At 68.0% G+C, this 25,232-nt stretch carries 26 protein-coding genes; 12 read left to right on the forward strand and 14 right to left on the reverse strand.

Going from position 1 to position 25,232, the window contains the following annotated elements; translation table 11 throughout:
• Together BLQ03_RS13385 and BLQ03_RS13390 are read right to left on the reverse strand one after the other, a co-directional pair.
• On the reverse strand, positions 1-1,064 hold a 1,064-nt coding region (locus tag BLQ03_RS13385), incomplete at its 3' end, for an extracellular catalytic domain type 1 short-chain-length polyhydroxyalkanoate depolymerase (protein WP_090756897.1).
• Positions 1,065-1,089: 25 nt separating this feature from the next.
• Complete coding sequence (locus tag BLQ03_RS13390) at positions 1,090-1,482, reverse strand: CopG family transcriptional regulator (RefSeq protein ID WP_090756838.1); 393 nt, start codon at positions 1,480-1,482, stop codon at positions 1,090-1,092.
• Between the two features lie 335 nt (positions 1,483-1,817).
• On the opposite strand from BLQ03_RS13390, the gene BLQ03_RS13395 reads away from it, so the two are divergent.
• The 5 genes from BLQ03_RS13395 (at position 1,818) to BLQ03_RS13410 (ending at position 4,327) form a co-directional block, all read left to right on the forward strand.
• Complete coding sequence (locus BLQ03_RS13395) at positions 1,818-2,024, forward strand: cold-shock protein (RefSeq protein WP_090756839.1); 207 nt, start codon at positions 1,818-1,820, stop codon at positions 2,022-2,024.
• Positions 2,025-2,138: 114 nt separating this feature from the next.
• Positions 2,139-2,414 carry a DUF982 domain-containing protein gene (locus tag BLQ03_RS13400; RefSeq protein WP_090756898.1) on the forward strand — a complete coding sequence of 92 codons (276 nt, stop codon included), beginning with the start codon at positions 2,139-2,141 and terminating at the stop codon, positions 2,412-2,414.
• A 294-nt stretch (positions 2,415-2,708) separates the two neighbouring features.
• Positions 2,709-2,864: a hypothetical protein gene (locus BLQ03_RS18380; protein ID WP_175558876.1), complete on the forward strand. Its 156-nt coding sequence runs from the start codon at positions 2,709-2,711 to the stop codon at positions 2,862-2,864.
• 78 nt (positions 2,865-2,942) lie between these two features.
• Positions 2,943-3,338, forward strand: a complete 396-nt coding sequence (locus tag BLQ03_RS13405; RefSeq protein ID WP_090756840.1) for a DUF6481 family protein — start codon at positions 2,943-2,945, stop codon at positions 3,336-3,338.
• Between the two features lie 308 nt (positions 3,339-3,646).
• Positions 3,647-4,327, forward strand: a complete 681-nt coding sequence (locus tag BLQ03_RS13410) for a spermidine synthase (protein WP_090756841.1) — start codon at positions 3,647-3,649, stop codon at positions 4,325-4,327.
• 148 nt (positions 4,328-4,475) lie between these two features.
• Here BLQ03_RS13410 and BLQ03_RS13415 read toward each other — a convergent pair whose 3' ends face one another.
• From BLQ03_RS13415 to BLQ03_RS13445, 7 genes are all read right to left on the reverse strand, one after another.
• Positions 4,476-5,531 (reverse strand): fatty acid desaturase, encoded by a 1,056-nt coding sequence (locus BLQ03_RS13415; protein WP_090756899.1) that lies wholly within the window; start codon positions 5,529-5,531, stop codon positions 4,476-4,478.
• Between the two features lie 392 nt (positions 5,532-5,923).
• Entirely contained in the window at positions 5,924-8,311 is a 2,388-nt protein-coding gene (locus tag BLQ03_RS13420; RefSeq protein WP_090756842.1) for a family 16 glycosylhydrolase, read from the reverse strand.
• Positions 8,312-8,562: 251 nt separating this feature from the next.
• Complete coding sequence (locus BLQ03_RS13425) at positions 8,563-10,170, reverse strand: FGGY-family carbohydrate kinase (protein WP_090756843.1); 1,608 nt, start codon at positions 10,168-10,170, stop codon at positions 8,563-8,565.
• A gap of 14 nt (positions 10,171-10,184) precedes the next feature.
• Complete coding sequence (locus tag BLQ03_RS13430; protein ID WP_090756844.1) at positions 10,185-10,913, reverse strand: SDR family oxidoreductase; 729 nt, start codon at positions 10,911-10,913, stop codon at positions 10,185-10,187.
• 12 nt (positions 10,914-10,925) lie between these two features.
• Complete coding sequence (locus BLQ03_RS13435; protein ID WP_090756845.1) at positions 10,926-12,167, reverse strand: sugar ABC transporter permease; 1,242 nt, start codon at positions 12,165-12,167, stop codon at positions 10,926-10,928.
• Between the two features lies 1 nt (position 12,168).
• Entirely contained in the window at positions 12,169-12,960 is a 792-nt protein-coding gene (locus tag BLQ03_RS13440) for an ATP-binding cassette domain-containing protein (RefSeq protein WP_090756846.1), read from the reverse strand.
• Positions 12,961-13,017: 57 nt separating this feature from the next.
• Positions 13,018-14,067, reverse strand: a complete 1,050-nt coding sequence (locus BLQ03_RS13445) for an ABC transporter substrate-binding protein (RefSeq protein ID WP_090756847.1) — start codon at positions 14,065-14,067, stop codon at positions 13,018-13,020.
• Between the two features lie 177 nt (positions 14,068-14,244).
• Between BLQ03_RS13445 and BLQ03_RS13450 the strand changes: the two genes are divergently transcribed.
• The gene (locus BLQ03_RS13450; protein WP_090756848.1) at positions 14,245-15,255 is read left to right on the forward strand and encodes a LacI family DNA-binding transcriptional regulator; all 1,011 of its coding nucleotides are present in this window, start codon (positions 14,245-14,247) and stop codon (positions 15,253-15,255) included.
• 58 nt (positions 15,256-15,313) lie between these two features.
• On the forward strand, positions 15,314-15,580 hold the full coding sequence (locus BLQ03_RS13455; RefSeq protein WP_090756849.1) for a hypothetical protein: 267 nt from the start codon (positions 15,314-15,316) through the stop codon (positions 15,578-15,580).
• A 4-nt stretch (positions 15,581-15,584) separates the two neighbouring features.
• Here BLQ03_RS13455 and BLQ03_RS13460 read toward each other — a convergent pair whose 3' ends face one another.
• Positions 15,585-16,064, reverse strand: a complete 480-nt coding sequence (locus BLQ03_RS13460; protein ID WP_090756850.1) for an Lrp/AsnC family transcriptional regulator — start codon at positions 16,062-16,064, stop codon at positions 15,585-15,587.
• A 125-nt stretch (positions 16,065-16,189) separates the two neighbouring features.
• Here BLQ03_RS13460 and BLQ03_RS13465 point away from each other — a divergent pair, with 125 nt between their 5' ends.
• The 5 genes from BLQ03_RS13465 to BLQ03_RS13485 all read left to right on the forward strand — a co-directional run bounded on the left by BLQ03_RS13465 (position 16,190) and on the right by BLQ03_RS13485 (position 20,397).
• On the forward strand, positions 16,190-16,645 hold the full coding sequence (locus BLQ03_RS13465) for an Rrf2 family transcriptional regulator (RefSeq protein ID WP_090756900.1): 456 nt from the start codon (positions 16,190-16,192) through the stop codon (positions 16,643-16,645).
• Between the two features lie 217 nt (positions 16,646-16,862).
• Positions 16,863-17,930 carry a sulfate ABC transporter substrate-binding protein gene (locus BLQ03_RS13470; RefSeq protein ID WP_245688911.1) on the forward strand — a complete coding sequence of 356 codons (1,068 nt, stop codon included), beginning with the start codon at positions 16,863-16,865 and terminating at the stop codon, positions 17,928-17,930.
• An 11-nt stretch (positions 17,931-17,941) separates the two neighbouring features.
• A complete protein-coding gene (gene cysT / locus BLQ03_RS13475) occupies positions 17,942-18,778 on the forward strand; it encodes a sulfate ABC transporter permease subunit CysT (protein WP_090756851.1) in 837 nt (278 codons plus the stop codon).
• Positions 18,771-19,664: a sulfate ABC transporter permease subunit CysW gene (gene cysW / locus BLQ03_RS13480; RefSeq protein WP_090756852.1), complete on the forward strand. Its 894-nt coding sequence runs from the start codon at positions 18,771-18,773 to the stop codon at positions 19,662-19,664. The genes cysT and cysW overlap by 8 nt, the downstream gene beginning before the upstream one ends.
• Positions 19,665-19,677: 13 nt before the next feature.
• Complete coding sequence (locus BLQ03_RS13485) at positions 19,678-20,397, forward strand: sulfate/molybdate ABC transporter ATP-binding protein (RefSeq protein WP_090756853.1); 720 nt, start codon at positions 19,678-19,680, stop codon at positions 20,395-20,397.
• Positions 20,398-20,417: 20 nt separating this feature from the next.
• Here the strand turns inward: BLQ03_RS13485 and BLQ03_RS13490 are convergent, their stop codons facing one another.
• The 4 genes from BLQ03_RS13490 to BLQ03_RS13505 all read right to left on the reverse strand — a co-directional run bounded on the left by BLQ03_RS13490 (position 20,418) and on the right by BLQ03_RS13505 (position 25,197).
• The gene (locus BLQ03_RS13490) at positions 20,418-21,260 is read right to left on the reverse strand and encodes an SDR family oxidoreductase (protein WP_090756854.1); all 843 of its coding nucleotides are present in this window, start codon (positions 21,258-21,260) and stop codon (positions 20,418-20,420) included.
• Between the two features lie 116 nt (positions 21,261-21,376).
• A complete protein-coding gene (gene mbfA / locus BLQ03_RS13495; protein WP_090756855.1) occupies positions 21,377-22,366 on the reverse strand; it encodes an iron exporter MbfA in 990 nt (329 codons plus the stop codon).
• 106 nt (positions 22,367-22,472) lie between these two features.
• Positions 22,473-24,140, reverse strand: coding sequence for an ABC transporter permease (locus BLQ03_RS13500; protein WP_245688913.1), 1,668 nt, complete (start codon positions 24,138-24,140; stop codon positions 22,473-22,475).
• 34 nt (positions 24,141-24,174) lie between these two features.
• Positions 24,175-25,197, reverse strand: coding sequence for a Fe(3+) ABC transporter substrate-binding protein (locus BLQ03_RS13505; RefSeq protein ID WP_090756857.1), 1,023 nt, complete (start codon positions 25,195-25,197; stop codon positions 24,175-24,177).
• Positions 25,198-25,232 lie beyond the last annotated feature (35 nt).

The raw sequence follows: 25,232 nt of genomic DNA on the forward strand, positions 1-25,232 counted from the left end.
GCCCGCCCGCCCGCCGACCGGCCCTTTTCGCGCCGGGATGTGCCCCGCAGCGCTGGCCCGGCCGCGGCCACCAGCGCCTCGGCGTTGGAGGGATGGACGGTGGCGTCGGCCGCGCCGTGGAAGATGATCATGCGGACCGATCCTTCGGTGCGGCGCGGCGCTCGCCCGCCCTGCCCGCGCATCGCCCCGAAGGCCGAGGGCATGTCATGGGCAATCCCATGCGGCAGCCCCGAATGGATGCCCACGGCCGCGAAGAGGCTCGGGTGAGTTGCCGCCAGCGTGGCGGCCATCGCGCCCCCGGCGGACAGCCCGGCCACGAAGACCCGATCCCGCGGAACCGAGAACTCGGCCGCGACCGCCCGTGTCAGCGCCGCCAGCAGGGCGGCCTCGCCGGTGTCAGTGCGCTGGTCCTCGGGGCGGAACCAGTTCCAGCAGCCTTGAGCATTATGGGCGCGGGACTGATGGGGATAGACCACGATCAGGCCGTTGCGTTCGGCATGGCTGTTCATGTCGGTGCCGCGGGCGAAGTCGTCCGGGTCCTGGGTGCAGCCGTGCAGCATCAGCACCAGCCCCCTCGGACCATCGGGCAGGGTGGAGGGCACGAACAGCCGATAGTCGCGCGTGCCATGCGCCGAGGTGAAGCTGCGCGTCTCGTACCGGGCGCCCTCGGGAACAGGGGGCCGCGCATTCGGACGCGCCATGCCGGGCAGGCCCTGCGGCAGGGCGTTCAAGCCTTGCGGCACCATGCAGCCGAGGTTGTCCATCATCCGCTGCAGATCGGCCTGCCCGATCGGCGGCATCTGCATCGGGCCGGTTCCCGTCGAGGTGGCGAACGCAGGCGCGGGCCGGTGCGGCGGATGCTCCTCGACCACCTCGGCCTCCTCGATCTCGGCCATGGGCCTACGCGGCGAGGCGGCCGGGGCCGCAGGCTGGGGGTCCGTGCCGCCCTCGGGGGCAACTTCTCCCGCCAGCACGGCCTGGATGATCCGGGTGGCCTCGGCAGGATTGCCGGCGCGTGTCTGTTCCAGCGCCCGGCTCATCGCCGTCGCGAATTGACTGTTCATGTCCGTCTCTCCGGGCCCGCGGGCCTTATGTGATGCGGTCCTTCAGGGCCGCCTTGAGCGCAGGCGGCGCCTGCAACGCGCCCAGCACCGTCAGCGAGCCGATCGCCGCTCGCGCCAGGTCCGGGGTGATGTCGGGGGCAAGCCGCGCCAGCCCCACCACCTTGATATGCAGCGTCTCGCCCCTGGCGACCGCCGCCTCCAGTTCGCTGCGGGTCACATCGCGCAAGCCCATTTCAAGCGTGTGCCGCTCGACCGAGCGGCTAACGGCATCCGCCTCGGCCACAAGCTGGTTGCGGATGGCGGTGCGGATGAAGTCGCTGCGGTTGCCGTAGAAGCCTTCCTGCACAAGCAGGTCGATCCGCCCGAGGTCCACATGGCCCAGGTTGATCGTGATCTTCTCGTTGTCAGGCTGCTTCATCAATCATCCTTCATCTATTTACCATCCATATGGATGTTATATGGATGCTACTTGGTGAAGCTGCAAGGCATTCCAGAGGAAATTTCCAAGGCCTGCCCCGAGCAGCTGCCGCAGCCACTCAGTCGCCTGCGACTTGTACCCGCCGTTGCGCGGGCAATCTTCCGCAAGGCGGAATGTCAGGAAACTCCTGCCATCCCTTACAATGCAGTGCGCGAGCACCCATATCACTGAAGCAACACTCTTTTTCGAACCTGTTCCTTCCGGCTCAGCTCTCGATCCTAAGCTTTGCCGGGCCGCTGCATCCTGTGAGCGGCACAGTCACAAGGAATGTCACGATGGCCAATGGCACCGTGAAATGGTTCAACGCCACCAAGGGTTTCGGCTTCATCCAGCCTGAGAGCGGCTCAAGGGACGTCTTTGTCCACGTGTCCGCGCTTGAACGTGCGGGCATCCGCCAGCTGGACGACGGCCAGGCGGTCTCGTTCGATCTCGAGCGTGATCGCAACGGGCGCGAATCCGCGACGAACCTCGTTCTCGCCTGAACAAGCCCTGCGACATCATGAAGGCCGGGCCGCCCCTTGGCAGGCCCTCCTTCCTCCGCGGGCCGGTTGGCGTCGAAACGCACCGGCATCCGCCTTTTCAAGAAAGAAACCGACGTGATCGAAATCAACTGGGGCAAGCCCCTGTCCTTTGTCGTGTCGCCTGCGGGCGACATTCAGGAATTCAGCACGGCCGAACAGGCCCGTCACTGGCTGCGGAAGAAATGGCCGGTCGCCGATCCTGCCCGTGACCGCGCGCTTTACCTGGTGGAAGCTGCCATGGACTGCATGGCCTCTGTTGGCACCGCGCGCCGGGCCTTCATCTCGGCGGCAAGGACCGCAGGCTTCGTGCCGGATGGGCTGATGACGCAGCCCGAGCGCCTGGCCGCGTGATCTGCCGCCCCGGTTCCCGGGTGGTCCTTCACGCGACCCTTCGGAAAGAGGGCAAGTCAGGGACACCCAGATTGAACTTGCATCTCGGGGGAAATCGGCCGACTGAGGTCATGAGCGTCGGCCATCGCCGGGCTCGCTGCGATGGTTCAGAAGACGACCATTCTGACGGCAGGCGATCTTGGGCGGCAATCCGGACCGCTCGGCCGGGCTGGTGGCCTGATCCCTTGAAGTCGAAGGCGTGCAAGCCAGAGGCGCCTTGGTGCACGCCGCTCTCCGATCCTGAAAGGACGATCCGTGCAAAAAGACCTTGAGAGAACAGACGAGGAAGTCGCGCAGTTGATCCTGCACAACTGCCATCAGATGGGCGAAACGCCGCAGGCCGCGCAAAGGATGGTCGAGCGTTGCCTTGAAAACCGCCGCAAGGCCGCGCTGGAAGCGACCGCCGGGTGATCCCGGCCCCGTGAACCGGCCGCCCCGTCCCTTTCGCCGCCTTCCCGGCGTTTCCACAGACCAGACAAGGATGAAGATTTGAGAACCACAAAGACCAACGATCTTGCCGACCGCCGCAACGCCGCCGCCGAGGCAAAGGCTGCGCGCCTTCGCGCCTACCGGGCCACGAGGGAGGCCGCCGAACCCACGCGGCTTGCGCGCCAGGAGGAACTCCTTGCGATCGCCGCGGCCCGCGAAGAACGGCGCGAGGAGCGGGAGCGGGTGAAATCCGAGGCGAAGGCGCGGCAGGAAGAGCAGGCGCGCGCCGAGGCGGAGGCCGCCGCATATCAGGATGCCGCCGCTGTTGCCGCCAGAGCCAGGATCGAGGCGCAGGAAAAGGCCGACAGCGTGATCGCGCAGGTCATCAAGGACGAAGCCGCCCGCAAGGCCGAGCGCGACCGGCGCTATGCCAACCGCAAGGCGCGCAAGCAGTAGGTCATGGCGGGCAGGTCGCCATCGCGATCCCCTTTGCCCGATTGATGACTGCCCTCGATGGTTCAGCGAAAGTCCCCTGCCCCGCCGGCGGAAGAGCGAACTGCCTGACAAGGACCCTCCTCGGCATGAAGCCTCCTGGGCTGGCTCGTCACGGACGCCGGTCCGGATGACGCCAGACCGGCAATGCGGGTCCCTCCTGTTGACGGAACCCACGCGGCAGGTCCGGACAGGCCCGAGGCACATAACCCTTCACCTGCCGTCCCCAAGCGGGTAGGCCACAGGGCGGCTCGAGGAACAGGACCCCCTGCATGCTTCCCTGGATAGAACTGGCGACGGCGACCGCGCCGGACGGGGACACGCTCCGGCTTCTGCGCAGGGGCGACGAATTCTCGATCCGCCTCAAGGGCGGCAACGAGTTGATGAACAGCCGGCTCGGCCACTCGGAAGAGGCGCTGGCCGCCTTGGCGCTGGAGCGCCTGGCGGGCAGGCCCCGGCCGCGGGTGCTGATCGGAGGGCTCGGCATGGGCTTCACCCTGCGGGCGGCCCTGGCGATCTCGCCGCCCGGCGCCCGGATTGTCGTCTCGGAGATCGTGCCGGAACTCGTCGACTGGGCCGGGGATCACATGGCGGCCGTCTTCGGGAACTGCCTGTCGGACCCGAGGGTCGCCGTCGAGACACGCGACGTCGGCGCCATGATCCGCGAGACCGCGAGCGGCTTCGACGCCATATTGCTGGACGTCGACAATGGGCCGGATGGCCTGACCCGCCCCGGCAACGACGCCCTTTACAGCGATGCTGGCCTGAAGGCGGCACGCCGGGCGCTGGTCCCCAAAGGCGTGCTCGCCGTCTGGTCCGCCGCCCCGGCCCCGGCCTTTTCGCAGCGGCTCTCGCGTTGCGGGTTCGAGGTCACCACGCGCATGGTCCGTGCCAGCGGCAGCCGGCGCGGCAACCGTCACGTGATCTGGCTCGCGGCACGAACGGACACCTGAGGCCTTGAAGCGACCTTGTCGCTGCGCACGGGAAGGACGTGGGCGGCGGCTCCGCTCGTCCTGATCTGCCGCTATCCGGCCTGTCCTGTCACGATCCGAGCCTCGGAGGTTGAAGACCTTGTCCCAAGCCAGCCCAGACCCTTACCGATCAGACCCGTGATGCAGCCCAGGCGGTGCCATAGCGCCGCCGTGCCTCGCGAAACGAGGTCAGGCGCTTCAGCTTCTCGTCCCACAGATGCAGGTTGACCGAGCGCAGGCTTTCCCACGGCGTCAGCCGCTGGGCGGCCGCAAGTTCGGCATGGTCATGCAGGATCTCGGGCAGCCGATAGAAGGGAACACGGCTGTAAAGATGGTGAACATGGTGGATGCCGATATTGGCGGACAGCCAGCGCAAGGGCGTGGGCAGCACGTAATGCGAGGACCCTGCCAGCGCCGCCTTGTGCAACTGCCAGGCGTCGTTCCCGGCCCAGTGGGTTTCCTCGAACTGGTGCTGGACGTAGAACAGCCACACCCCGATCGTGGCCGCGACGACGACGGTGGGAATGAAGATCAGCAGCACGGGCGTCAGTCCACCCAGCCAGACCATCACCGCCAGAAGCATGGCGATCACGGCGTTCGTCCCCATGGCCGAGATCCAGTAGCGCCGGCCGGCCCTCATCAAGCCGAGCGGCAGGCGGTTCTGCAGCAGGAACAGATAGCTCGGCGCCAGCCCGAACAGCACGAGCGGATGGCGGTAAAGGCGATACATCAGCCTGCCGAGGCGGCTTCGGGCATGGTATTCGGCCACGGTCAGCGTCATCACGTCGCCGATGCCGCGCTGGTCCAGATTGCCGTGCTGCGCGTGGTGGATCGAGTGGGTCCGTCGCCAGACGTCATAAGGCGTCAGCGTCAGCACCCCGAGGCACCGGCCGACCCAGTCCTGCACCTTGCGGCTGTGAAAGAACGAGGCATGGCCGCAGTCATGCTGGATGCAGAAGATCCGCACAAGGAACAGGCCGTTCAGGACCGCGATCCCGAGCGTCAGCCAGTAGCTGACCGATATCGACGCCCAGGCAAGTCCCCAGAGCAGGGCAAAGGGCACAAGCGTGACAAGAAGCTCGAAGATGCTGCGGGATGTGGAGGGCTCGCGATACTTCGCCAGGACCCGGACCCAGTCCTTGGCCGAACGCACCTGCGCAGCCGGCATGTTGTCGGAAGAAACCATCATCAACGCCCTTGAGCTTGAGCCACGTATGACCATCGGCCCGCACGGCGCTTTCTTGTGCCGCATCATCTAAAGCGCAGCCTTTGTCCCGGCAAGTCACTGAGTGCCAGAAAGGCAGCCAACGGTATCAGGCTGATCCATGTCCGGATGAAGCCCGGCGGGTCTGGGACCGGAACGGCGCGGCGCTTGCGCCACGAGGTGACACGGAGGGACCAGCGAGCGGGCAGCGGCGCCGAACAGCGTCAGGTGTGGTGGCGGTGCCCCCTGCTCCCTCTGGGCGCGCGAAGCGGCAGTCAGGGGACGCGGGAGTCACGCTTGTGTTAACTCCCTTGCCGGGCAGCAGCATGGGCAAGGTTCATCAGGTAACCCCCCGCCCAAGCGGTCCGCGCCTGTCAGGCGACGAGCAGGTCGCGGTCCACGTTGGTGAAACAGAAGTTCTGCGCGCTCAGGTCCTCAAGCGCAGAGTTGACAATGCACAGGGCCTGATCCTCGCCCAGCCGGATGATGACGTCATCGCCGCGCTGGACGGACCAGGCGCGGACATCCTCGATGTGGCCGAAATGGAAGCCGTCAAGCTGCACCTTGTCGTCGCCGGACAGGTCCAGAATGGTGTCGTTGCCCATCCCCCTGCGGACGACGAAGACATCGACTCCGCCGCCGCCGAACAGCACGTCGTCGCCGCCCCGCCCGTCGAGTTCATTGTACTGCGCGTTGCTGCCGCCCAGATAGTTGTCGGCGTCGTTGCCGGTCAGCCAGCGTGCCCAGTCGCCGCCCAGCTTTGCCTTTACTTCGCCCGCCGCCATCGTGTTCGTGTAACCCCACTTCGCGGCGGCGCTCGACCCGTCCATGCGCGGGAAGTCGAAGCTGTCGGACTCCCAGCCCTGCGGCAGGGCCACGACCGCATGGTCCAGGGGGCGCTGGTAGACGCGGACATGGTCGATGCGCAGGTCGGTATGCTCGGCATCCGAGAAACTGTCGCGATCGATGCCGCCATACCAGCCGCCGACGGCCACGTTCGCCAGCATGTACATCGGCCGGTGCGCGTCCTCAGGCGTGGCGGCGCGGTAGACCTCGACCCCGTCGAAATACCAGACCATCTCCTCCGGGCCCCAGTCGAAGCCATAGACATGCATCCCGTCGGACATGTCGCCGACCAGCGCACTCTGGCCCTCGGCGGTGTGACGTCCGCTGGCGTTGCTGTGGGCGGTCGTGTGCAGGACGGCGGGGTCGCTGGTCAGCACCTCGAAGATGTCGAGTTCCGGCGGCCAGCTTCCGTCGATGGGCAGCAGCCACCATGCCGGCCAGAAGCCGCCGCCCTCGGGCAGTTCGGCGCGCATCTCGAAGTAGCCGTACTGGACCGAGAAACTCTGTTCCGAGGTGATGGCGCCGGAAAGACAGGGCAGGTTCTCGACCTCGGGCAGCAGGTGGTCCGGGGTCTCGCTGACGGTGATCGACAGCACGCCGTCACGAACCGCGAAGGGATTCAGGCCCAGGTCGCGCCAGGCCGGATCGACATAGAACTGCTGCTCGTTGTTCGAGCCGAGCGTCCGGTTGCCCCAATAGTATTCCGGCCGCCATGTGCCATCGGGGTTGTCGGGCGAGCGCAGGTCGAGGCGGTCGAACTCCTCGGCGAACAGCACTGGCCTGCCTTGGGTATCGGGTGCGAAGGCGGCGAGGTTCTGAGGCCTCACGTCCGACAGGCGCGTGTCCTGCAGGGTGAGGTGCTGGCCGCCGCCGAGATCGATCACCACGCTGGTTCCCGATTGACGGGCCGCCGCCATGACGTCGTCGAAGCTGCGGAAGGCAAAGCCGTTCAGCCGCAGCATGTCCCCGCCCGCGCCGGTGGCGAAGTCGGTGACCACGTCATTGCCGTCGCCCGCGTCGATGTTGAAGATGTCGCGGCCCGCGCCCCCGGTCAGGGTGTCGTTGCCGCCCTCGCCATTCAGGCTCTGGTTGCCGGTATGGCCGCCAGTCAGGTGGTTGTCGCCCGAGTTGCCCCGCGCATACAGCATCTGCGAGCCTGCCGAGTTCGAGACCGTCAGGTTCTCGACATTCTCCTCGAGCGTCCAGCTGACCCAGGTCAGCACCGTGTCGGTGCCCTCGCCGGGCCGCTCGACGATGCGCGCGGCCCGGTTCTGCGGATAGTAGGTGTCGTTTCCGGCGCCGCCCACCAGTTGCTGCACCGCACCCGAGGCCTGCGCGATCCAGTCCCGTCCCGAGGTGCCATGGACCTGCGCCGGGGCGCCGCCCAGGACGATGTCCGAGTCCCTGAGGCTGCCCAGATCGACGCCGCGCAGGGTGAGCTTTTCGGTCCCGTGCAGCCAGATCACCGTGTCGCGCCCGTCCTGGACCGCACTGTCCAGCACCTCGGCCGCCGAAAGAAAGCCATAGCTCTCGATCCGCAGGACATCGCCCGCCGCCCCATCGAAGTCGAGAATCGTGTCCGAGCCGTTGCCGCGCGTAAGGACAAAGCTGTCGGCGCCCTGCCCCCCGGACAGGGTATCATTCCCGCCCAGGCCGCTGAGGGTGTCGTTGCCGTCGCCCCCCGACAGGCTGTCATGGCCCGAAGTTCCCGTGACGGTCCGCCCTACAGGCGCGGCCTGCGTGAACGAGGAGGCCAGGGTCGTCAGCGCAACCGAAGCATCGGCCTGCCCTGCCCTGCCGTCCCGCTGCGCGTCTGCCTGCCTTCGCAGTGCCGCGACATCGAAAAGACCATGCTGCAGGGCCTTGAGGTCGCCCTTGGAAAGGGAACGGATCGCTGAACGGAAAGAGGCTGCCATTGTCTCTTCTCCCGGGTTCCTGAGGAACGGCCTTCGCACTATCGCAGGTGCATGATCAAGCCGTGATACCCGTTTCGGTTGCAAGCTGTCCATGAATGATCATTGCCGTGCCCTGCCTGCCGACCCATATGGTGCGCAGGCTGGGAGCAGGCGGAACACAGCCACAGGTTCCGCCCTGCCGCCCGATCCAGAGCGCAGGCCCTGTCACCCCGGCCGGCGGGATCGCAGGGCCGGGGCGATGATCGACCGCGTCAGGCGCGGCTGTCGCGCAGGGCGGATTGCAGCGCGCAGAAGGTACGATAGCGGGCGTCGTGCAGCGCCGCGGCATCGGCGTCGGGATGATACTGCCCCCCTGCCTGCGACATCGCGGCCATCCCCTCGGTCATCGAGGCGAACTGGCCTGCGGCCACCGCGCCGAGGATGGCCGAACCCAGCAGCACGGGTTCCGCCGCCAAGCTGGACAACACCGGCTTGCCCGATCCGTCCGCCAGCAATTGCCGCACGAGGTCGAGCTGCCCCGCCCCGCCCGAGATCACCACGCGGTCCACCGGCGCGCCCGCCTTGTCCTGCGTCTCGATGATCTGGCGCAGGCCATAGGCGATGCCGCAGAGCCCCGCGACGTAAAGCGCGACGAGGCTGTCGATGTCCCGCTCCATCCCCAGTCCCGCGATGATCGCGCGGGCATGGGGATCGGCGAAGGGCGCGCGGTTGCCGAGGAACTCGGGGACGACATGCAGGCCGTCCGCCAGCCTCACGGCGGCGGAGAGGTCGCCCGCCTTGCGCGCGGCCTGCTCGGCCAGCCAGACCGGCAGCGGCTGGCCCGCGGCGCGCGCGGCCGCGGCTGCCTGAGGAGCGGCCGGGTGGAAGGACAGAAGCTGCTCGATCGCGGCCCCGGCGGCGGACTGGCCGCCCTCGTTCAGCCACATCCCCGGCACCATTGCCTGATAATAGGGCCCCCAAACGCCGGACACGAAGACCGGATCGCGTGTGGTCGTCATGGTGCAGGACGATGTGCCGAAAACATAGGCGAGGTTGCTTTCGGCCGAGCCCTGCATCCCTACGGTCCCGATCCCGCCCGCATGGGCGTCGATCAGCCCCGCCCCAACGGTCGTGCCCGGACGCAGCCCGAGATCGGCCGCCGCCGCATCGGTCAGTCCCGAACCCAGCGGGGTACCCGGCGCGACGATCCTCTGACCGATGCGGGCGAAGCCGTCCTCGGTCAGATCCTCAAGCCCGATGCTGCGGAAGTAGTCCGGGTCCCAGCGGTCCTCGTGGGCGAGATAGGTCCATTTGCAGGTGACGGTGCAGCTTGACCGCGCCAGGTCGCCCGTCGCGCGCCAGCCGAGGTAGTCCGCGAGGTCGAAGAACTGCCAAGCGCTGTCGTAGGTCAAGGGCAGGTTCTCGCGCAGCCACAGCAGCTTCGGCGTTTCCATCTCGGGCGAGATGACGTCGCCGACATAGCGCAGGACGGGATGGCCGAGGGCATTGATCCGCTCGGCCTGACCCACGGCGCGGTGGTCCATCCAGACGATGATGTTGCGCGCCGCGTCGCCCGAGGCGCTGACGGTCAGCGGTTGCCCGCCCTGCCCTAGCACGACCAGCGAGCAGGTCGCATCGAAGCCGATGCCCGCAACCTGCGCCGGGTCGATCCCCGCCACGGCCTCGCGGGTTGCGGCGCAGACAGCGGCCCAGATGTCCTCGCTCGACTGCTCGGCGATGTCGGCGCCCTCGCGCCACATGGTGATGTCGCGCTTCGCGCTGGCGACCATCGTGCCTGCGGCGTCGAACAGGCCCGCGCGGGCGCTGCCGGTGCCGACATCGACGCCCAGGAAGTATGGACCCTGCCGGTCAACGGTCATGGCGGGCTCCCTCGTCACAGATCGACGCTGTTGGGCAGGATCACGAGGTCGCGGATCACCACGCCCCGCGGCCGGGTCAGCATGAACAGCACGGCTTCGGCGACTTCCTTGGGCTGCATCAGCGAACCGTTGGCCAGCGCCTCCTCCATCTTGGCCTTGGGCCAGTCATCCAGCAGGGCGGTCACGACCGGACCCGGCAGCACCGCGCCCATGCGGATGCCGTGGGGCGCGACCTGCCGCCGCGTGGCGTGCAGGAAGGCCTGCACCGCGAATTTCGAGGCGGTGTAGATCGGCTCCCATACCACCGGCACGACGCCCGCGACGGATGAGGTGAAGATCACGTCGCCGGTCTTGCGCTCGATCATGTCGGGCAGGACGGCGCGCACGCTGCGGAAGGCCGCGTTGATGTTGAGGTTCAGCATCCGGTCCCAGGCGTCCGGGTCGCCCTCGGCCGCCGGGCCGCCGATATAGGCGCCGGCATTGGCGTGGAAGATGTCCACGGGGCCGACCAGTTGCTCAATCCCCGTGGCGATGGCGTCCACCTGCGGGCCATGCAGCAGGTCCACGACCAGCGGATGCGCCTTGGGGCCAAGTTCCTCGCACAAGGCCTCCAGCCGCTCGGCGGCGCGGTCGATCAGCACGACCTCGGCGCCCTCGGCCAGCATCGTGCGGGCGCATTCCAGCCCGATGCCCGACGCGGCGCCGGTGACGGCCGCGACCTTGCCTGACAGTTGCTCAGTCATGATTTTCCCTTCTCAAGCGCGGCCGTGGCTCGCGCGCGATTGCCGCGCCAGCGAGTCGACGATCACCGCAATGGCCAGAACCGCGCCGGTGATCATGTAGCGCAGCGAGGAGCTGAGGTTCAGCAGCGTCAGCCCGTTCGAGATCGACTGGATCACGATAATCCCCAAGAGCGCCGACCAGGCCGAGCCGCGCCCGCCGAACAGCGACGTGCCCCCGATCACCGCCGCCGCGATGGCGTTGAGGTTCACGTCCCCCGTCCCCGCCTGCTGGCTGGAGGACGCCAGTCGCGAGGCCGCAAGGATGCCGCCCAGTGCTGCCAGCGAGGAACACAGCATGAAGGCCGAGATGCGAATGCGGTTGACGTTGATGCCGGACCGGCGCGCAGCCTCGCGGTTGCCGCCCACCGCGAACATGGCGCGGCCCCATTTCGTGCGGGTCAGGGCGTAGTTCATGATGACGACCAGCAGCACGAACAGCCCGAACATCCACGGGATGCCCCGCCCCTGGTTCAGGTAATGCACGGCCCCCAGCAGCACGACGGTCAGGATGCCCGCCTGCGCCAGCAGCACAGACAGTCCGCCGGGGTTCGACAGGTTGACCGCGCGGCGACGGCGCATCCGGTCGAGGCCCAGCCACAGGATCACCGCGCCCGGCAGCACCGCCAGCAGATAGCTGAACCAGGCGGGCATGACATGGATCTGCCCGAAGCGGACCATTGCCGAGGCATAGGGAAGGTTGATCGAGCCGGTCGAGCCCAGCAGGTAGAGCTGCAGACCCAGCATCGCCAGCAGCCCCGACAGGGTGGACACGAAGCTGGGCATCCCGAAGCGGTTGAGCAGCGTCGCATAGACAAAGCCCATGAAGGCGCCCGAGGCCAGCGCCACCAGGATCGCCAGCGCGACCGGCAGGCCCATCTTGACCCAGACGACGCCCAGGATGGCCGAGGCGAGCCCGCTCATCGACCCCACGGACAGGTCGATCTCGCCCAGCATCAGCACGCAAACGATGCCCAGCGAGATGCAGCCCACTGCCGCCGCGTCGAACAGCAGGTTCGCAAGGTTGTTGGGCGCAAGGAACACGGGGTTCAGCGACCAGAAGACGGTGGCGATCAGGATCAGGCCGACGATGACCGGCAGCATCCCCAGGTCGCCGGAACGAACGCGGTCGATGAAGCCCCGGATGGCGTCGCCGATGCCCTCGTCATGGCGGACGCGGCTGTCCGATCGGTCCAGCGCGCTTTGCGGCTCGGTCATGTCAGGCCCCCGTTTCTTCGAGCTTGCGCGCCTGCCGGCGCGAGACGGCGTTCTCGGTGGCGCCGGTGATGGCCGAGACCAGTTCGGCATTCGAGGAATCGGCCGTGAAGATGCCGTTGTTGCGGCCCAGCCGCAGGACGACGATGCGGTCGGCGACCGCGCGCACGTCCTCCATGTTGTGCGAAATCAGGATGACGCCCAAGCCCCGGTCGCGCACGCGCTCGATCAGGTTCAGCACCTCGGCGGTCTGCGCGACGCCCAGGGCAGCGGTCGGCTCGTCCAACATGATGATCTTGGGGTCCAGCAGCAGCGATCGCGCGATGGCGACGGTCTGGCGCTGGCCGCCCGACAGCGAGGCCACGGGTTCGCGGACCGAGGGGATGCGCGCGGCAAGCTCGCGCAGCAGGGTCCAGGCGCGGACCTCCATCTGCACCTCGTCCAACCGCCAGGGGGACAGCTCGTGTCCCAGGAACAGGTTGGAAACGACGTCCAGGTTCTCGCAGAGCGACAGGTCCTGGAAGACGGTGGCAATCCCCATTTCCAAGGCCTTGCCGGGGCTGTCCAGCGTCACGGGCTTGCCCATGAACTCGATGGTGCCTGCGGTCGGCTGGTGCACGCCCGCGAGGATCTTGACCAGCGTGGACTTGCCCGCGCCGTTGTCGCCCACAAGGGCCACGACCTCGCCCGCGTGGATGTCCAATTCGATGTCCGCCAGCGCCTGCACGGCGCCGAACTGCTTGGATACCCCGCGCAGCTTCAGGATCGGCTCGGCGGATCTTCCGCTTTCGGCCATCGGCTGTTCCTTTTCGTGAAAGGCGCGCGCCGGGATGACGCGCGCCGTGGTCTGATGTTACTGCAGGATGCCCAGTTCGCGGCAGGGGTCCGCGTATTCGGCGGTGCAGACTTCCTCGGGGGTCTGGATGCCCTTGTCGAAGATCTCGGCCTTGATGTTCTCGCGCGTCACCACCGCCGGGACGAAGAGTTCCGAGGGGGTGTCGTAGAGCGTGGTCTTCGCCTCGGGCGTCTCGCCCTTGAGGAAGGCGACCGCGATGTTGGCGGCAGCCTCGGCCACGATTTCCGAGGGCTTCGAGATGGTGTTGTACTGGTCGCCCGCGATGATCAGCTGCAGCGCCGCGATGGTCGCGTCGTTGCCGGTGACGGGCGGCAGCGGATCGACGCCCGCGGCCTTCAGCGCGGCGATGGCGCCGCCTGCGGTACCGTCGTTGGCCGCCACGACGCCCTTGATCTCGGCGCCGAAGCGGTTGATCTGGCCGGCCGTGAATTCCTGCGCCTTCGGCGGCGCCCAGTCCGGCGTGTCGTATTCCGCCAGCGTCTTGTAGGCCGAGGCGTCCAGCGCTGCGTCGATCCCGTCGCGGATCAGGCCGGCCGCCGCGTCGGTGGGCGAGCCGTTGATCTGCAGCACGCCCGCGCCGTCCGGCACGCCCTCGGCCTTCATGTGATCGACCAGCGACTGCGCGATGGCCTGACCGATGCCCTTGTTGTCGAAGGACACGTAATAGTCGGCGGGCACATCCGGGATCGGACGGTCATAGGCGATGACCTTGACGCCCTGCGACTGGGCCATCTGCACCAGGCCGGCAGCGGCGGCCGAGTCGACCGGGTCCAGCACGACGACCTTCGCGCCCTGGGTGATGACCGAGTTGAACTGCTGCTGCTGCAGCGACACGTCGGCATTGGCGTTCTGATAGATCACCGTGCAGTCGGGGCACAGTTCCTTCATCGCCGCTTGGAAGCCGGGGAAGTCCTTCTCCTCGTAGCGGGTGGATGCCTGGTCGGGCATCAGGAAGGCGACGGTCGCGGCCTCCTGCGCGACGGCCGCGCCCCCCAGCAGCGCCGCCGCGATCGCCGAGGCGGCGGCGAGCGATAGTTTCGACGTCATGGTCTGTCTCCTCCACATGTCAGAAGCGCCGCCTGTCCCGCAGGCAGGCCGAAGATGGTGCGCCATCGATAAAGCTTGGATGCTCAATCGGTGTAGCATAGATTGCTGCGGCAGAGGTATGCTGTCAAGATTCCACGCAGGGCAGGATCACTGCGTCACTTCTCCGGCGGGTGGGACATGGCCGACGACGACGAGATCACCGCGAAGCGACCGACGATCTATGACCTGGCGCAGATCGCCGGAACCAGCGCCAGCGCGGTCAGTTCGGTGCTGAACGGGACGTGGAAGAAACGGCGCATCAGCGCGCGGTTGGCGGAACGGATCAGCCGCATCGCCGAGGAACAGGGCTATGCCGTCAACCTGCCCGCGCGGATGCTGCGGCGGGACCGTTCTCGCGTGATCGGCATGATCATCCCGAAATACGACAACCGCTATTTCGGCGCGATCGCCGAGCATTTCGAGACAATGGCGCGCGAACGCGGGCTCTTCCCCGTCATCACCTGCACCCAGCGCGAGCCCGACCTCGAACTTGAGGCCGCGCGCGAGATGCTGTCCTATCAGGTCGAATGCCTGATCGTGACCGGCGCCACCGACCCCGACCGGATCGCCGATCTGTGCAGCGCCGCCCGCGTCCGGGCGATCAACCTGGACCTGCCGGGCAGCCGCGCGCCTTCCGTCGTGTCGGACAACTTCTCGGGCGCGCTGGAACTGACGCGGGTGATCCTGTCACGGGTGCGGGCGGACTTCGGGACTGCCTTGCCGCTGTATTTCATCGGCGGCCGGGCACAAGACAACAACACGCGCGAACGCCTGCGCGGCTTCACCGCCGCCCATGTCGAGGCGGGGCTGGCGGTGCCCGAGGACAACTGCCTGATGCGCGGCTATTCCGCCGCCAAGACCCTTGCCGCCATGGCCGATCTGAAGATCGCGGACGGCAGCGGCGTCTTCGTCAACTCGACCATCGCGCTTGAAGGCGTCGTTCGCTGGCTGCATGACCAGCCGAACCCGCCGCAGATGCGCTTCGGCTGCTTCGACTGGGACCCCTTTGCGGCCTTCCTGCCGCAGAATGTTGGCATGATGCAGCAGGACGTGGCCACGATGCTGTCCACCGCCTTCCAGCTGATCGAGACGCCGCCCGAGGGCGCGCCGACCCTCCAGATCCCCTGCCGCTTCCGCCCGCGCCCCTGAGGCTGTGCGCCTGCCTGCATCGGTGCTAGGCTCGGGAAAACCCTGCGGAGATCCGGGAATGCGGTTCCTTCTGTTGCTGCTGCCGCTTGCCGCCTGCGCGGCCGAGCCCCTGGCCCCGGCCCCCGACCTTCGCGCCCTGCAGGAGGCCGCCTGCACCGCCGCGATCGCGGGCCACATCCGCCGCCCGCCGGCCGAGGTCACCTCGCGCTGGCTGTCCGAGGCGGAGGGCACCGCCACGGTCGAGGCCCGCGACGGCAACCGCCTGCACCTGTGCCGCGTGGACGGCTCGGGCCGGGTGACCGGCTATTCCCACCCGGGCGCCTGACACCTCAGCGCGTTGTCGTGTCCACCGGATAGCCGGGCGTGGCCTTCAGCCGTTCCAGCACGAACAGCGACGAGCAGGACTTGACCTTCACCACCGTCGTCAGCCGCTTGTAGAACTCGTCAAAGGCGCCGACGTCGCGGGCGATGATCTGCAGCAGATAGTCGTAGATGCCCGCCATGCGGTACACCTCGCGCACCTCGGGCATGGCGGCCAGCGCGCGTTCGAAGCCTGCGCGCCATTCGGGGGAATGGTCGGGCGCCTCGACCCCGGCAAAGACAGTCAGGCCCAGCCCCAGCTTGGCGGGATCGGCGATGGCGACGCGGCCGGTCAGCACTCCGGCGGCCTCGAGCTTCTGGATGCGCTTCCAGCAGGGCGTCTGGGACAGGCCCACCTGATCGGCGATTCGCCCGATGGGCTGGGTCGCGTCCTGCATCAGCGCCGAAACGATCTTGCGGTCAATGAGATCCAGCGTGGTCGCAGTCATGGCGTCCTCTTGTCGCGGCCATATGGCTGGCATCTTGAACGAATAATATCTACAAGCCAAGTCGTCTTTAGAACCTTTCTCTTGCGGCGCTTGCGAAGCGGCAGGCGCCTGCCTACGGCTTGCTGATGATCACGCAGAAGATGAAATACGCGCTCAAGGCGCTGCTGGTGCTGGCCGACGAGGCCGCGTCCGAGTCCCCGCAGGCCCTGTCGATCGAGCAGGTCGCCAAGCGCGCCGGCACGCCCAAGCGCTTCCTGGAACACATCCTTCTGGAAATCCGCGACGCGGGCGTGATCTCGTCCAAGCGCGGACGGGCGGGCGGCTATGTGATGGTCAAGCGTCCCGGCGAGGTGAAGCTGTCGGAGCTGCTGCGCCTGATCGACGGGCCGCTTGCGCCCCTGCCCTGCCTGTCGCGCAGCGCCTATCAGCGCTGCCCCGACTGCACGGACGAGGAAACCTGCCGCATCCGCAAGACCTTCGCGGATGTGTTCTGGACCTATCTGCTGATCATCGACTCGCTGACCCTGGCCGATCTGATGCGCTCGGGCGAGCTGGCCAGCCGGGTCATCGCGGAACCCTGACGCCCGCTTTCCTTTACTGAACGACCGATTCTTCCGTGTCCTCAACGGGCAAGGGGCGGCGTCCCATGCCTGTGTCCGACAAGGCCGGAGAATGATCTTCTACAATCACGACAAGATTCACCGATATTATTTCCTTGATATAGACGATCTACTTACTCGATATTTCTGGCATGGCGCCCGGCCCATGGCCCCCGCGCAGATCAGGAGGATCGACCAGATGACCCGCGAGACCCTTGGCTCCATCGCCCCCCGTCCTGCCCCGATGACCGCCGCCGAGATCGTGGCGCCCCTGCGGCGCGTGAAGCCGCTGCTGACCTGGGGCGCGATCATTGCCGCCCTCGCGCTGACCATCGGCGAAAGCCGCGCCGAGACGCTGCTGAACGTCAGCTACGACCCCACGCGCGAGCTTTACCGCGACGTGAACGCGGCCTTCACCGAATACTGGACCGCGCAGGGCAACCCCGCCCCGCAGATCGAGACGAGCCACGGCGGCTCGGGCGCGCAGGCGCGATCCGTGGTCGAGGGGTTGAACGCGCAGGTGGTGACGCTGGCGCTGGCATCCGACATCGACCGCATCGCCGAGGCCGGCAAGCTGCCCGCAGACTGGCAAGGCAAGCTGCCGCACAACTCCTCGCCCTATACCTCGACCATCGTCTTCCTGGTGCGCGAGGGAAACCCCAGGGGCATCAAGGACTGGGGCGACCTCGTGGCCGAGGGCGTGCAGGTGATCACGCCCAACCCCAAGACCTCGGGCGGGGCGCGATGGAACTATCTCGCGGCCTGGGCCTGGGCGGAACGGAACGGGCAGGATCCCAGGGAGTTCGTGGGCAAGCTGTTCAGGAACGTCCCCGTGCTGGACTCGGGTGCGCGGGGGTCCACCACGACCTTCTCGCAGCGCGGCATCGGCGACGTGCTGCTGGCGTGGGAGAACGAGGCTTACCTCGCGCTCAAGGAACTGGGCGAGGACCAGTTCGACATCGTCGTGCCCTCGGTCTCAGTGCTGGCCGAGCCGCCGGTCGCCATCGTCGAGGCCAACATCGCCAATGACGAGCAGCGCAAGCTGGCCGAGGGCTACCTGAACTTCCTGTATTCGCCGCAGGGACAGGCGCTGGCCTTCAAGAACTACTACCGCGCCTGGGACCCCTCGGCCGCCGCCCCCGAGGACGTCGCTCGCTTCCCCAAGGTCGATCTTGTGGACATCGCCCAACTCGGCGGATGGGCCAGGGTGCAGCCCGAGCATTTCGGCGACGGCGGCATCTTCGACCAGATCTACGTGCCGAAATGACGGGCCGCACCATGAGGCACCCCTTCGTGCAGCAATCCCCGATGCCGGGCTTCGGCCTGGCGATGGGGATCACGGTGACGATGCTGTCGGTGGTCGTGCTGGTGCCCATCGCTGCCCTGCTTCTGAAGGGCGCCGATTTCGGCCTGGCCAACATCTGGGCCACGGTAAACCGCGAGCGGATCTGGAAGGCGCTGTGGCTGTCCTTCCGGCTGTCCTTCCTGGCGGCGCTGTTCAACCTGGTCTTCGGCGTGGTGCTGGCCTGGGTGCTGGCACGCTATCGCTTTCCGGGCCGCCGCCTGCTGGACGCCGCCGTGGACCTGCCCTTCGCCCTGCCCACCGCCGTCGCGGGCATCGCGCTGACGGCGCTCTACGCGCCGAACGGGGTCTTCGGCTCGGTCCTGGCGGATGCAGGGATCAAGGTCGCCTATACCCAGTGGGGCATCCTGGTCGCGCTGATCTTCGTGGGCCTGCCCTTTGTCGCCCGCACGGTCCAGCCCGTCATCGAGGAGATCGACCGCGAGGTCGAGGAAGCCTCGGCCACCTTGGGCGCCTCGCGGCTTTACACCCTGCGCCACGTGGTCCTGCCCATGCTGACGCCCGCCGCGCTGACGGGCTTTGCGCTGGCGCTGGCGCGGGCGGTCGGGGAATACGGCTCGGTCATCTTTATCGCCGGGAACATCCCGCTTGTGACCGAGATCGCGCCCCTGCTGATCGTGATCCAGCTCGAGGAATACAACTACAACGCCGCCGCCGCGATCGGCATCGCCATGCTGCTGATCTCTTTCGCGATGCTGCTGGCGATCAACCTCATCCAGATCTGGAGCCGCCGGAGGATCGGTCATGTCTGACATCCCCCTGCCCCCTGCCGGCCTGCGCCCCGCCGCCGCCCGCCGCTTCCACGCGCCCACGGACGAGGCGCCCGCCGCGCGGCTGGTCCTGATCCTGCTGGCGGTCCTCGGCCTGGGCGTGCTGGTGCTGGCGCCCTTGGCCACGGTCTTTGCGGAGGCGCTGTCGCGCGGGATCGGCACGGCGCTTGCCAGCCTGTCCGACCCGCAGGCCTGGTCGGCGATCCGGCTGACGCTGCTGGTGGCGGCCATCGCCGTGCCGCTGAACGCGGTCTTCGGGGTCGCCGCCGCCTGGGCGATCACCAAGTTCGACTTTCGCGGCAAGGCCTTCCTGATCACGCTGATCGACCTGCCCTTCTCGGTCAGTCCGGTCGTCGCGGGGCTTTGCATCGTGCTGACCTTCGGGGCGAACTCGCTGATCGGCGGCTGGCTGGTGGCCCACGGCTTTCCCATCGTCTTCGCCCTGCCCGGCATCGTCCTGGCCACGATGTTCGTGACCTTCCCCTTCGTCGCACGCGAACTGATCCCCGTGATGATCGAGCAGGGCCGTGCCGAGGAAGAGGCCGCCCTGACGCTAGGGGCAAGCGGCTGGCGCGTCTTCCGGACCGTCACCCTGCCCAACATCCGCTGGGCGCTGCTTTATGGCGTGCTGCTGTGCAACGCCCGCGCCATGGGCGAGTTCGGCGCGGTGGCGGTCGTTTCGGGCAAGATCCGGGGCCAGACCGCGACGGTGCCGATCTCGATCGAGATGCTTTACAACGAATACATGACCGTCGCCGCCTTCTCGATGGCCGCGCTGCTGGCCTTCCTCGGGCTTGTGACCCTGCTGATCAAGACCGCGCTGGAAATTCGCCACGCCGACCAGCTGACCGCCCAGCGCCGGCATTGAAAGGAGCCCGATCATGGTCATCCAGATCGACGAAATCTCGAAGCTGTTCGGAACGACCGCCGCGCTGCATCCGGTGTCGCTGTCGATCCCCGGTGGCGCGCTGGTCGCGCTGCTGGGACCCTCTGGCTCGGGCAAGACGACGCTGCTGCGCATCCTGGGCGGGCTGGAATACCCTACCTCGGGGCGGGTGCTGTTCGACGGGCAGGACGCGACCGGCATGACTGTGCAGGAACGCCGCGCGGGCTTCGTCTTCCAGTCCTACGCGCTGTTCCGGCACATGACGGTCTTCGACAACATCGCCTATGGCCTGAACGCCCGCCCGCGCGCGAGCCGCCCGTCGAAGGCCGAGATCGCGCGGCGCGTGACCAGGCTGCTGGACCTGATTCAGCTGCCCCAGATCGCCGACCGCTACCCCAGCCAGCTGTCCGGCGGCCAGCGCCAGCGCGTGGCCCTGGCCCGCGCGCTGGCCATCGAGCCCCGGATGCTGCTGCTGGACGAGCCCTTCGGCGCGCTGGACGCCAAGGTCCGCAAGGAACTGCGCCAGGGCCTGCGCGAGATCCACGACACCACCGGCCTGACCACCGTCTTCGTCACCCATGACCAGGACGAGGCGATGGAACTGGCCGACCTGGTGGTCGTCATGTCCATGGGCCGGATCGAGCAGATCGGCCGCCCGCAGGACATCCGGACCCGCCCCGCCACCCCCTTCGTCCGCGACTTCATCGCGGGCTGAACGGCGGGGCGCCCGCCTGCCTATGCCTTGGCAGGCGGCAGGCCGAAGGTCCCGATGACCTTCGCCTCGAACTCCTTGTCCGACAGGCTGCGGCGCAGGGGAACGAACTGCTCGGCCTCGGTCCCGACCATGACGGCAATGTCGCTGTCCGGGTTCTCGATGATGTCCTTGACGGCGCGGGCGATCGGCTCGGGCGAGGGTCCCTCGTTGATGGCCTGCGCCACGATCGGGACGAAATGCGCGACAAGCTCGCGGTAGGGCGAGGCCTCGGCCGTCGTCGCGGCGTTGGCGACCAGCCCCTTTTTCACGAAGTTCGTTCCGAACAGCCCGGCCAGGATCGAATGCACGCGGATGCCGAAGGGCCCGACCTCGAAGCGCAGCGAATCCGTCAGCCCTTCGACCGCGTACTTGCTGGCGTTGTAATGGGCCAGCAGCGGCAGCCCCATGCGGCCCAGGAAGGACGAGATGTTGATGATGACCCCGCCGCCCGCCTGGCGCATGTGCGGCAGGACCTCGCGCGTCATGCGGATCAGGCCCAGCACGTTCACGTCGAACTGCTTGAATATCTCCTCGTCGGTGCCGTCCTCGACTGTCGCCAGAAGACCGAAGCCCGCGTTGTTGACCAGCACGTCGATGCCGCCCGCCTGATCCACCACCTGCGCCACGGCGGCGCGGATCGAGGCGGTGTCCTGCACGTCCAGCATGACGGGCGTGATGTCCAGCCCGCGGGCCCTCGCCTCGTCAAGTTCGGCGCTGTCGCCCCGCACACCGGCAAAGACGCGATAGCCGCTTTCGGCCAGCATCAGGGCCGTCGCCAGCCCCATGCCGGACCGGGCGCCGGTGATCAGAACGCTCTTGGTCATGTCATCCTCCTGTCGGGCGGTGTCTTGCGAGGCGCGCTGCGCCCCTTCGCCAACCTGCCCGAGGGGTGCCATGTTCCGCAGCCCTGCGCATTGCGCCGGCGCAATGAGGCGCGGCGTCAGGCCCCGCCGATCAGGATGCCCGCCGCCAGCACCAGCGCCCCGCCCAGCACGACCTGGAAGGTGGCGCGGAAGAAGGGCGTTTCCATGAAGCGGTTCTGGATCCAGACAATGGCCCAGAGCTCGACGAAGACAACGATCAGCGCGATCGCGGTGGCCGTCCAGAAGCTGGGGATCAGGTAGGGCAGCGCGTGGCCCAATCCCCCCAGCGTGGTCATTACCCCCGAAGCCAGTCCCCGCTTCCAGGGCGCGCCCCGTCCCGAGAGCCTGCCGTCGTCATGCGCGGCCTCGGTGAAGCCCATCGAGATGCCCGCCCCGACCGAGGCCGACAGGCCCACAAGAAAGGTGGTCCAGGGATCCTGCGTGGCGAAGGCCGTGGCGAAGATCGGCGCCAGCGTGGACACCGAGCCGTCCATCAGCCCCGCCAGCCCCGGCTGCACCCAGGTCAGCAGGAACTGCCGCCGCGCGGCCTCGTCCTCGACATCGCCCCGCCCCTCGCCTAGGTGCTGCTCGGCCAGGGCCGCCGCGCTTTCCTCGTGCCGCCCCTCGGCGGCGGCAAGGTCGCCCAGCAGGCGGCGCGTCTCGGCATCCGTCGTGAGGGACGCCGCGCGGGCATAGAAGGCCTGCGCCTCGCGCTCCATCGAGGCGGCCTCCTCGCGGATGCGGTCCAAGGGCAGGTTGCGGACCAGCCAGATCGGGCGGCGGCTGTAGAAGTCGCGCACATGCTCGCGCCGGATGGGCAGGATCGTCTCGCCGAAACGGCGGCGATGGACATCGATCAGGCGGCGGCGGTGCTCGTCCTCCTCGGCGGCCATGCCCCCGAAGACGGCGGCGGTGGCGGGATAGGCCTCGCGCAGGTTGGCGGCATAGGTGGCGTAGATGCGGCCGTCCTCCTCCTCGGACGAGATCGCAAGGGCGAGGATCTCCTGCTCGTCCAGTTCCGCGAAGGCGCGGCGGCCGTTGAAGCCCGGGATCGAAAGTCGCGGCATCCGTCACCTCGGCGGCAAGGGCGCGGGGCGGGCCGGACCCGACCGGGCGCAGTTGTCCCCGGTCTAGCCGGACCCGCGCGTTCCTTCCAGCCGTCCCGTCGTCGCATCACCCGCGCGAGGCGCCGGGCCCCACGCGCGCCAGCAGGATGACCGGCAGGATGCCGACAAGGACGATGGCCCAGGCGGCGATGGCGGCTTCCTCATAGGTGCCGCGCGCGGCCTCGCCGTAAAGATGGGTGGCCAGCGTCTCGAAGTTCAGGGGCCGCAGCAGCAGGGTCGCGGGCAGCTCCTTCATGCAATCGACGAAGACCAGCAGCCCGGCGGCAGCCAGCGCGGGCCGGGACAGCGGCAGGTGGACATGACGCAGCATCCCCGTCACCCCCTGCCCCAGCGTCCGCGCGGACTGGTCGTAGCTGCGCGGGATGCGCGTCAGCCCCGCCTCGACCGAGCCGATCGAAATCGCAAGGAACCGCGCCAGATAGGCATAGCCCAGCGCCAGCCCCGAGCCGATCAGGACCAGCCCCGGATCGACGCCGAACAGCGCGCCGGCCGCCTGCCCGATCCAGCGGTCGAGGCCTGCCGAGGCGATCAGGATGCCCAGCGCCAGAATCGTGCCCGGCATCGCGTAGCCGATCGAGGCCGCGCGGTGGACCAACTGCATCCCCTTCTGCGGAAAGACGCGGGCGGCATAGGCGACGACAAGCCCGCAGGCCAGCACCGCGACCGTCGCCAGCGCCGACAGGACAAAGGTGTTGCGCGCCTCGGCCAGCAGGCGGTCGGACAGGCCCGCGAACTGGAACCGCTTCCAGGCCTCGGCGGCAAGATAGAGCGCGGGCAGCAGGAAGCCGAAGAACACCGGCAGGAAGCCCAAGGCCAGCGCGGCAAGGCCCTGCGCCCGCGGCAGGGGCTCGCGCGCGAAGCTGCGGGCACGCTGGCCGCTGACCGAATAGCGCTGCCGCCTGCGCGCCCAGCGTTCCAGCGAGACCAGCGCCACGACCAGCAGCAGCATCGCCAAGGCGATCTGCGCCGCACCCGGAAGGTCGGACCGCGTGACCCAGGTCGTGTAGACCGAAATGGTCAGCGACCGCACGCCCAGGAATTCCGAGGCGCCGATGTCGTTCAGCGTCTCCATCAGGGCCAGACTGACGCCCACCGCGATGGCGGGGCGGGCCAGCGGCAGGGCCACCCGGCCGAAGACCTGCCGCCGGCTGGTGCCCAGAGTGCGGGCGACCTCGACCAGGTTCGCGGCTTGGGTCATGAACATGGCCCGCGTGGGCAGGTAGACGTAAGGGTAAAGGACAAGGCTCAGCAGCAGGATCGCCCCCGTCATCGAGCGGATGTCGGGCAGGCGGAACTGTCGCGGGCTGTCATAGCCGAGGACCGCGCGAACCAGCGTCTGGAACGGCCCCAGCGGGTGCAGCAGGTCCAGATAGGCATAGGCCACGATATAGGTGGGCACCGCCAGGGGCAGCAGCAGCGCCCATTCCAGGACGCGCCGCCCCGGGAAGTCATGGGCCGTCACCAGCCAGGCGGCCGAAGTGCCAATGACGGCCGTCAGCACCCCGACGCCGCCCATCAGGATGGCCGTCTGCCCCAGCGCGTGCGGCAGGACGTGCTGCGCCAGATGCGACCACAGGCCCTCGGACCCCTGCGCAGCCTGCCACAGCAGGGCCAGCACGGGGATCAGGACCAGTCCCGCGACCAGCAGGCTGGCTGCGATCCAGGCCCCTCCGCCGAAGCCGAGGGACCGGGCGGGCCGACTGCGGTCCGTCACCCAGGCCATGCTGCCGCCGGACCCAGACCCGCGGTCAGTTGTCGAAACCGACGCGGTCGACCAGCTCGCTGACCTGCTTGCGGTTCTTCACGATCTCGGTCAGCGGCAGGGGATCGACCTTCAATTCCCCGAAGGAGGCGATGATCGGGTCGATGGCGGCGCCCGCCTTCACGGGGTATTCATAGTTCGCCTCGCCATAGATCTTCTGCGCCTCGTCCGAGACGAGGAATTCCAGCAGCCGCACCGCCTCGTCGCGGTTGGGGGCGTTCTTCGCCACGGCCGCGCCGCTGACGTTCACATGGGTGCCGCCGTCCTCGAAGGTCGGCAGGATCACCTTGATCGCCTCGCCCCAGGCCTTCTGCTCGTCCCCGCCCTTGCCCGAGCGCATCAGCCCCACGTAGTAGGAATTCGCGATGGCGATGTCGCAGATGCCGCCCAGGATGTCCTTGGCGCCGTCGCGGTCGCCGCCGCCCGCCTTGCGGGCAAGGTTCGCCTTGAGGCCGGTCAGCCATTCCTCGGTCGCCGCCGCGTCGTGATGCGTCATGAAGGCCGAGAACAGCGCCGTGTTGTAGGGATGCTGGCCCGAGCGGATGCAGATCCGCCCCTTCCATTCGGGGTCCGCCAGATCCTCGTAGGTGATCGAGTCAAGCTCCAGGTCCTTGGCCGCATAAACGACGCGCGCGCGCATCGACAGGGGGAACCACTGGTTGCCCGGGTCGCGCAGGTTTTCCGGAATGGCGGCGGTCAGGGCCTCGGACTCGACCGGCTGGGTCAGGCCACGTTCCACCAGATCGACGAGGTTGCCGGCGTCCACCGCCATCAGCACGTCGGCGGGCGAGCTTTCGCCTTCCGAGGCAAGCCGCTCGACCAGGCCGTCCTTCAGGAAGACCGTGTTGACCTTGATCCCCGTGTCTTCGGTGAAGGCCTGCAGCAGCGGCTCGACCAGTCCCGGCTCGCGCGAGGTGTAAAGGTTCAGTTCCTGGGCGGAAACGCCCGCGCCCGTGAAGATGGCGGCGCCTGCCAGCATGGCGCGCATGATGGTCGTGTCGGCTTTCATGATGACCTAACCCCTGTGGAGAAACCTCCGGCAGG

Origin of the sequence: Paracoccus chinensis, from assembly GCF_900102885.1 — a bacterium.
Lineage (GTDB): Bacteria > Pseudomonadota > Alphaproteobacteria > Rhodobacterales > Rhodobacteraceae > Paracoccus > Paracoccus chinensis.

Coding starts and splice junctions, on each gene's coding strand:
- BLQ03_RS13505 (WP_090756857.1), bottom strand. CDS start 25,197: ATGAAAGCCGACACGACCATCATGCGCGCCATGCTGGCAGGCGCCGCC.
- BLQ03_RS13430 (WP_090756844.1), bottom strand. CDS start 10,913: ATGACTGAGCAACTGTCAGGCAAGGTCGCGGCCGTCACCGGCGCCGCG.
- BLQ03_RS13390 (WP_090756838.1), bottom strand. CDS start 1,482: ATGAAGCAGCCTGACAACGAGAAGATCACGATCAACCTGGGCCATGTG.
- BLQ03_RS13485 (WP_090756853.1), top strand. CDS start 19,678: ATGGTCATCCAGATCGACGAAATCTCGAAGCTGTTCGGAACGACCGCC.
- BLQ03_RS13460 (WP_090756850.1), bottom strand. CDS start 16,064: ATGACTGCGACCACGCTGGATCTCATTGACCGCAAGATCGTTTCGGCG.
- BLQ03_RS13455 (WP_090756849.1), top strand. CDS start 15,314: ATGCGGTTCCTTCTGTTGCTGCTGCCGCTTGCCGCCTGCGCGGCCGAG.
- BLQ03_RS13470 (WP_245688911.1), top strand. CDS start 16,863: ATGACCCGCGAGACCCTTGGCTCCATCGCCCCCCGTCCTGCCCCGATG.
- BLQ03_RS13410 (WP_090756841.1), top strand. CDS start 3,647: ATGCTTCCCTGGATAGAACTGGCGACGGCGACCGCGCCGGACGGGGAC.
- BLQ03_RS13490 (WP_090756854.1), bottom strand. CDS start 21,260: ATGACCAAGAGCGTTCTGATCACCGGCGCCCGGTCCGGCATGGGGCTG.
- BLQ03_RS13440 (WP_090756846.1), bottom strand. CDS start 12,960: ATGGCCGAAAGCGGAAGATCCGCCGAGCCGATCCTGAAGCTGCGCGGG.
- BLQ03_RS13465 (WP_090756900.1), top strand. CDS start 16,190: ATGATCACGCAGAAGATGAAATACGCGCTCAAGGCGCTGCTGGTGCTG.
- BLQ03_RS13395 (WP_090756839.1), top strand. CDS start 1,818: ATGGCCAATGGCACCGTGAAATGGTTCAACGCCACCAAGGGTTTCGGC.
- cysW (WP_090756852.1), top strand. CDS start 18,771: ATGTCTGACATCCCCCTGCCCCCTGCCGGCCTGCGCCCCGCCGCCGCC.
- BLQ03_RS13425 (WP_090756843.1), bottom strand. CDS start 10,170: ATGACCGTTGACCGGCAGGGTCCATACTTCCTGGGCGTCGATGTCGGC.
- mbfA (WP_090756855.1), bottom strand. CDS start 22,366: ATGCCGCGACTTTCGATCCCGGGCTTCAACGGCCGCCGCGCCTTCGCG.
- cysT (WP_090756851.1), top strand. CDS start 17,942: ATGAGGCACCCCTTCGTGCAGCAATCCCCGATGCCGGGCTTCGGCCTG.
- BLQ03_RS13415 (WP_090756899.1), bottom strand. CDS start 5,531: ATGGTTTCTTCCGACAACATGCCGGCTGCGCAGGTGCGTTCGGCCAAG.
- BLQ03_RS13435 (WP_090756845.1), bottom strand. CDS start 12,167: ATGACCGAGCCGCAAAGCGCGCTGGACCGATCGGACAGCCGCGTCCGC.
- BLQ03_RS13450 (WP_090756848.1), top strand. CDS start 14,245: ATGGCCGACGACGACGAGATCACCGCGAAGCGACCGACGATCTATGAC.
- BLQ03_RS13420 (WP_090756842.1), bottom strand. CDS start 8,311: ATGGCAGCCTCTTTCCGTTCAGCGATCCGTTCCCTTTCCAAGGGCGAC.
- BLQ03_RS13445 (WP_090756847.1), bottom strand. CDS start 14,067: ATGACGTCGAAACTATCGCTCGCCGCCGCCTCGGCGATCGCGGCGGCG.